This window comes from Neisseria flavescens (assembly GCF_001618065.1).
GTDB lineage: Bacteria > Pseudomonadota > Gammaproteobacteria > Burkholderiales > Neisseriaceae > Neisseria > Neisseria flavescens_A.
Map to the genome: position 1 here is coordinate 1 of NZ_LAEI01000031.1, position 978 is coordinate 978.

Here is a 978-nt window from a genome sequence, read left to right on the forward strand (position 1 = left end):
CGCTGGACACGGCAAGCTTTACCACAGTGATGGCCGTCATCGTGTCAGCCCGACCGAAGGCTTCGGTACAGGTGGTTTATTGCAAGGCAAAAAACACATGCTTTCGCTTACTTGGAATGCGCCGATTGAAGCGTTCACCCGTGAAGGCGACTTCTTTGAAGGCAAAGATGTGGATGCTGTGTTCATGCCTTTCCACAAACTCAACGAGTTCATCGGTTTGAACCGTCTACCGACATTTACATGTAACGATGTAGTTAAAAATCCACAAGTAGAACAATACTTCGCAGACTACCAAGCACATTTGAAAAAAGTGTTCGGTTAATGATAAAACATCAACTTGAAGCGGTGGGCTTTTGCCCACCATTTTGTCAGTCGCTGATTGGTACGAAATACGGCAAATCCGTGGCACAAGTGATTACCCGCTGGCTGATTGAGCGCGACATCATCGTGTTGGCAAAATCCACTAAATCCGAACGCATGGCGGAAAACTTGAATGTCTTTGACTTTGCCCTCAGCGATAAAGACAAAGCCGAAATTGCCAAACTGGACGGCACGTTCTCCGCCATCGTCAATCACGACACGGTGGATAATTTGAAGCGCATCTCCGCGTGGAAAATGGGCGTGTAAGTGTAGCGAAAAACCATCTGCAATTCATCATATGAAAGGACAAAACATGATTAACGGGTTAGATATCGAACGTTTCCGAACTACCATGGCAGCGGTTGAAAACGACCATGCAAAAGGCAAGGCAGTATTACGCGCCGATTCGCGCTGGGTATCCGGCACGAAGAATGAAATCTCCGTGCGCCGCTTCCCTGCCTTTACCACAGACGAACCGAAAAACATGGGCGGTGAAAACGCCGCCCCAAATCCGGTGGAATACCTGATCAGCGCTGCGGCAGGCTGCTGCTCCATAGGTTTCGAGTTGCAAGCAGCATTGGCAGGCGTGAAACTGGAACAGTTTGAAATATCCGCAAG

3 protein-coding genes are annotated in these 978 nt (G+C 48.8%); all 3 read left to right on the forward strand.

The annotated features are described in order from the left end of the window. Positions 1 to 322, forward strand: a 322-nt coding sequence (locus TW89_RS04460) for an NAD(P)H-dependent oxidoreductase (RefSeq protein ID WP_283114498.1), incomplete at its 5' end; no start/stop codon positions are given. Then, entirely contained in the window at positions 322 to 627 is a 306-nt protein-coding gene (locus tag TW89_RS04465) for an aldo/keto reductase (protein ID WP_283114499.1), read from the forward strand. The genes TW89_RS04460 and TW89_RS04465, both read left to right, overlap by 1 nt. Before the next feature lie 46 nt (positions 628 to 673). Then, the coding region (locus TW89_RS04470) for an OsmC family protein (RefSeq protein WP_283114501.1) at positions 674 to 978 on the forward strand (305 nt) is incomplete at its 3' end.